Raw genomic sequence first — 5,098 nt, 5'->3', positions numbered from 1 at the left:
CGGGACTATTTACGTATGAAAAATCAGCGACATTATATCGTCATGGTGTGGACTCAGGCCGTATTGCTTGGGGTGCTAATAATGGTGGTTGTATGGTTTCTTTCACTGGTACTGGCTGTTCTGGTTTAGATATTCCAAAACTTCATGGAATGCTTAAAAAAATGCCTAACGTCAAATTAACTCGTCTTGATGTTGCTTATGATGATTTGGAGGGGGTGCGTGATATTAAGCATTATATTCAAGAGCTTGAAAAGGGTGCTTTTTGTAAAACTAACGCAATGCCAGGTTATTCATTAATTCAGTCAGGCCGTCTACAAAAATTAAGTGCAGAAGAAAAGGCAGAATATAAAAAGAAACATGGCTGGCAGAAACAATACGAATTAATACCAGATGCGGGTTGTACTTTATATGTTGGTTCTCGTAATAACGGCAAATTAGCTCGCATGTATGAAAAGGGTAAACAATTAGATTCTCAAACTCAAAATGGTTGGGTTAGGGCGGAATTAGAGCTTAGAGCTATCGATAGAGAGATTGATGTTGATTGTTTGATTAATCTTGATGGTGTTTTTGCCTCTGGTTATCCGGCTTTCGAATTTGCATCTGATTATCGTTGTGACGTTCCAACAAATACCCGTGTAAAAGTTGTTATGGATACTAACGCTAGATTATTGAAATACAACAAATTATCTTATGGTAAACACATCAATTTCATGCGTCATATTTTAGAACTATCTGATACAGAAATAATTAACGAATTAACAAAAGGGTTATCAATTGATGATATGCCCGATTCTATTAAACAGGTTGCAGTTCAGCCGCCTAATTTTAACGAGTCCGTGACTCAACCGGAGTATATACAATGAAAGTAACTTTATTATCTGCAAGTCTTGGTAAGGGTGTTTCTAAAAAGACAGGTGTACCAAAGCCGTATGAGTTTGCATCTTTAGAGTATGCAGTTAAGGCCAAAGATTTTTCTAACGATGACCATAATATTCAAAAATGTGGTGTAGAAGTTAAGACTGTCGAAATTGCATATGACCAAGCTTTATATAACAACATTAAAAGTATTACTGACCAAGAGGGTATTACTCTTGTTGATTTAACACTAGAACCAAACCCTGAAAATATGTCTCGCAATATTGTTACTAAAGTTTCAATGTTGAAATAGGAAAAGAATTTTGCAGTGTATTTATTTGAATAGTGACGGCACATTAAAACCAACTTCTGAGACCTTAGAATTATGTCAAGGTTATGTTTTGGTTCCTAGTCTTGAGGCTAAGAATTATGTTGAATCTAGTCAGATAAACGCACTTGAAATAACGGCTTCATTTACTTGGGGCTTAACCACTGTACTACTTTTTGGTGCCTTATCTTTTAAAGTCAAGGTATCAAAAATGGTCATTAATAAAATGTAATTTAACTTAAAATTTATAAAGGAAAAAATTATGGATGCTGTATTTGCCGCTGTTGATTTAACTACTGTTGGTGCTTTTGTGGGTGTTGCTGCACTTGCAATTATTGCTTATACGATGGGATTTAAGGGGATAGACATTTCTAAACGCGCTATCAAAAAAGCGTGATTTTATGGGCGGCTTAATTGTCGCCCTGATTCATACACTGGTGATGTGTGTCGGGGCGGTTTGTGGTTATATTATTGTAAAAAACTTTGGTTGGGGATAATCGAAATGTTGAAATTTAGAGCTGTCATTATGATGGCTTTTTTTATGTCTTTTTTTAGTGATGCTGTAGAGCCTGATATGAGTGATTTGAAGTCGCCAACAAATGAGCCGACATACAAAGCAGATTATAACGGTGGTTTAGTTTCTTATGGAGATACAAAGCAACTCGCTTTTGATGCTATGTGTCAAAAATGGGGGCAACGATGGATTCAAGATGCTGTTCCGCCAGATAATAAATATTCATTCACTGGTGAATGTATATATGATGGCAAAAAAGCGAAAGTAATCAAATATCAATGGGATTCTTGGAACAACGTGTATAAAGAATACCCTCAAACAAAGAAAATTACTCATGTCAATATTAGACCTGTTGATTCTGAGCGTTGTCCGCACCCTGATTTTCTTGATTATGTATTACCAGTCCCTGACCCTACAAACCCTGAAAAAATCATGTGTGCAAAACCTTTAATTGAAGAACCCCATGAAAATGATGATGATTGCCCGCAATTGGGTGATGTTTCGAATTTTAGTTTTGGTGGTGCAAATCAAACAATGTGCTTTGCGAATTCAAACAATCCTGATACTACAAAAACATGCAATTACACGTCTGATGATAGCGGTATGTATAACTTGCCTGATTTGGGTGCTCAGGAACCTATCGCTTGTAATGATGGTGATTCAAATAATGATAATGGTGAAGATAAACCCAATCCGCCAGATTTAGATGAAGATGGTTGTTTTACTGCTCAAAATGGTAAGTACTGTGCTAAAGACCCTGATGATGTATGTGATGTTGAAACGGGGATCGAGGGGCACACTGCATACAACTGTAATGAGGGTTGTGGAAAAGTAACGGTTGCCGATGGTTCTACAGGTTTTTATTGTACTGATGAAAATAACGATGATGGGCTGCCTACGCTTGATTGTTCTGATACTGAGTACGCCGAGGTTAATGCTGATATTTGTGCAGTTGATAATAATACAGACAAAGACGGGGACGGTATAACAGATACTAAAGATACAGTGCAAGGTTTAAACGAATTAAAACAAGGTCAAAAAGAGGGTAACGCAAAGTTAAATGAAATCTCGCAAGGTATTGATGGTCTGGGTAAAAAGCAGGGTGAAGCTAACAAATTATTAAAAGATTTAAAATCAAATTCAAAAGCGTCTAATGAATTGCTCTCTACGATTTCAGAAAATACTTTTTCAACTCAAGACCAACTTAAAAAGATGAACGAAACAAATATAGAAAATGCTTTTGATCCAAGTCAGTCAAATTCATTTTATGAACGTGAATATACAAATGGTGTAAAGGGCATTTGGACAGATAAAGCGGAGGCATTTAAACAAACTGAATTTGTTACGTTTTTAAATCAATTTAATCCATCTATTCAATCTGCCGCACCTGATTTTTCTATGTGTTTCGATTTGGGGTTTGTTAATTTTGGCTGTGTAGCTCTGCCGTTACCTACAACAACGGTCATGGCGTTTATTAAAATTGTCATTCTAATATCAGCCGCTTTTTTGTGTCGTTATATAATTTTTGGGGGTTAATATGTTGGATTGGTTCGCTAGTACTTGGAATGAATTTAAGCAGTTTTTATGGTCTGTCGTTTTAAGTGTTGTTGATGTTGTAAAGGACTTAGGTTGTCTTTTAGCTGAAACGCTTATTGATTTAGTTTTGTTTATTTTGAATTCATTGGGTGCAATGTTTGACGGTTTAAATATCTCTCAATATATTTCTTCAATACCGCCACATACGGGCTATTTTATGACTGCGTGTGGGTTTTCTGAGGCGATGGGAATGATAATTTTATCATTAACAATTCGTATCATTTTACAATTAATACCGTTTACAAGGTTGGGCAGTTAGATGATTAACGGAATTCAAGGAAAGCCCGGAGGCGGCAAAAGTTACGAGGCTGTTGTTAGTCATATAATCCCAATAATCTCAAAGGATAAGCGTAAAGTTGTCACTAATTTACCGTTAAACATTGACCATTTTTGCATGGTTTTTGGTGAGTACTGCAGGGACTTAATTGAAGTTGTAGACGGTAAGTTTCACGACTTTGGCAATGATAGACCGTTCAGCAAAAAGGAGCATTTTTTACAGTATGAATCTTGGAAGAATGAGAAAGGGCAAAAGGTTTATTTTTTTATAGATGAGTGTCACTTGTCTATGCCCAGTTCTGGCGCGGGTAATGAGTTATCTGAGTTTATGTCGATGCATCGTCATTATGGTTTTGACATTATGTTAATCACTCAGAATTTTAAAAAAGTTAATCGTGATATTAAAGATATGATTCAAATCGGTTATCGTTGTATTAAAAAATCAATGATTGGCCAAGATGATAAATACATTTTAAAGGTTCATGATGGTGCTAGTGATTCATCTCAAACAGTAGTAGCAACACACGAAAGAGAATATGAAAAACGATTCTTTAGTTTTTACCAGTCGCACACCAAGAGCAATACATCTGTACAAGAGGCTGAATGTAAAGATATTAAAAAATGGTATGATAATAAGTTTACTAAGCTTTCTGTTGTTATGTTTATATTTGTATTGGGTATGCTTTACACTGCAATAAAATCTCGCTCTGAGCATAATTTAAAACTTAATCAGGCTGCCGAACAACCAGTAAGTATTGATAATGAAACTAAACAAGTTATTAGTCCCAATCAAAACGAGGCTGTTAAAAAGGTTGAAACACCTGTTTATACTGATGAGATTACAGAGAAAGAGAAAGCTATTAGAGAGCGTGAGCTTAATGAAAGAAAGAAACGTTTGTCAGCTAAGTCAGAGCATCCTTATTATAAGGTTCAACTGCATATCACTGGTTGGGCTAGGTATACAGAGAGATATAGTAAAAAACATTACAAGCTTAAAAAAGATTATCATATTGCAGCTAGTCAAAATGGTCAGCATGTTTTCAAGCTTGGGCTTGAGGATTTGTATTTGGCAGGTTATAAAGTGAGTGTTAAATCAGGTTGTATGATTGAGCTTTGGTATGATGATTATCATGATTTTTTAACTTGTGATTCACCACGTATCAATACGGGTAATTCTGACAGTGTTAATTCGGATATGATAGCAGCAAACTAGAATTTTAAAGGGGACCCGCGTGCGGGGAATTGTTAAAATGATAGTTGCTGATACTCTTATTTATCAATGGCTTAAGTCCGATACTCAATAGTACTGGACATTTATACAGTTAGGTGGTTTATGATAGTTTATAGTGATAGTGGTTTTTGGGCTTTAGTGTTTTTAGTTTTGTTTATAGTGCTGTTTGCTGTAGCTGAAAAGAATAGAAAGAAATGAATTTTATCACCCTAATTTAGTTATTATTTTAATAGCCCATAAATGATGTTATGTTAAATAATGTGATTTGTTGTAAGTGTAAGGGGTTGTTCATTCTTAG

Annotated in this window: 7 protein-coding genes; all 7 read left to right on the top strand. The window is 35.4% G+C overall.

Annotated elements, in window-relative coordinates; translation table 11 throughout:
- Positions 1-863 (top strand): replication initiation factor domain-containing protein (locus tag CJF42_RS24350; protein WP_170940752.1); only part of this gene is annotated, 863 nt, incomplete at its 5' end.
- Entirely contained in the window at positions 860-1,168 is a 309-nt protein-coding gene (locus tag CJF42_RS24345; protein WP_095369121.1) for a CTX-RstB family phage integration protein, read from the top strand. The genes CJF42_RS24350 and CJF42_RS24345, both read left to right, overlap by 4 nt.
- Positions 1,169-1,178: 10 nt before the next feature.
- A complete protein-coding gene (locus tag CJF42_RS24340; protein ID WP_095369120.1) occupies positions 1,179-1,415 on the top strand; it encodes a hypothetical protein in 237 nt (78 codons plus the stop codon).
- Positions 1,416-1,445: 30 nt separating this feature from the next.
- A complete protein-coding gene (locus CJF42_RS29160) occupies positions 1,446-1,580 on the top strand; it encodes a hypothetical protein (protein WP_286203528.1) in 135 nt (44 codons plus the stop codon).
- Positions 1,581-1,685: 105 nt separating this feature from the next.
- Complete coding sequence (locus CJF42_RS24335) at positions 1,686-3,233, top strand: hypothetical protein (protein ID WP_095369119.1); 1,548 nt, start codon at positions 1,686-1,688, stop codon at positions 3,231-3,233.
- A 1-nt stretch (position 3,234) separates the two neighbouring features.
- A complete protein-coding gene (locus tag CJF42_RS24330) occupies positions 3,235-3,552 on the top strand; it encodes a DUF2523 family protein (RefSeq protein WP_095369118.1) in 318 nt (105 codons plus the stop codon).
- The gene (locus CJF42_RS24325) at positions 3,553-4,782 is read left to right on the top strand and encodes a zonular occludens toxin domain-containing protein (RefSeq protein ID WP_095369117.1); all 1,230 of its coding nucleotides are present in this window, start codon (positions 3,553-3,555) and stop codon (positions 4,780-4,782) included.
- Positions 4,783-5,098 lie beyond the last annotated feature (316 nt).

It is taken from the genome of Pseudoalteromonas sp. NBT06-2, from assembly GCF_002276045.1.
Lineage (GTDB): Bacteria > Pseudomonadota > Gammaproteobacteria > Enterobacterales > Alteromonadaceae > Pseudoalteromonas.
Note: the sequence above shows the minus strand (reverse complement) of the source record. Positions and strands in the feature narration are given on the sequence as shown.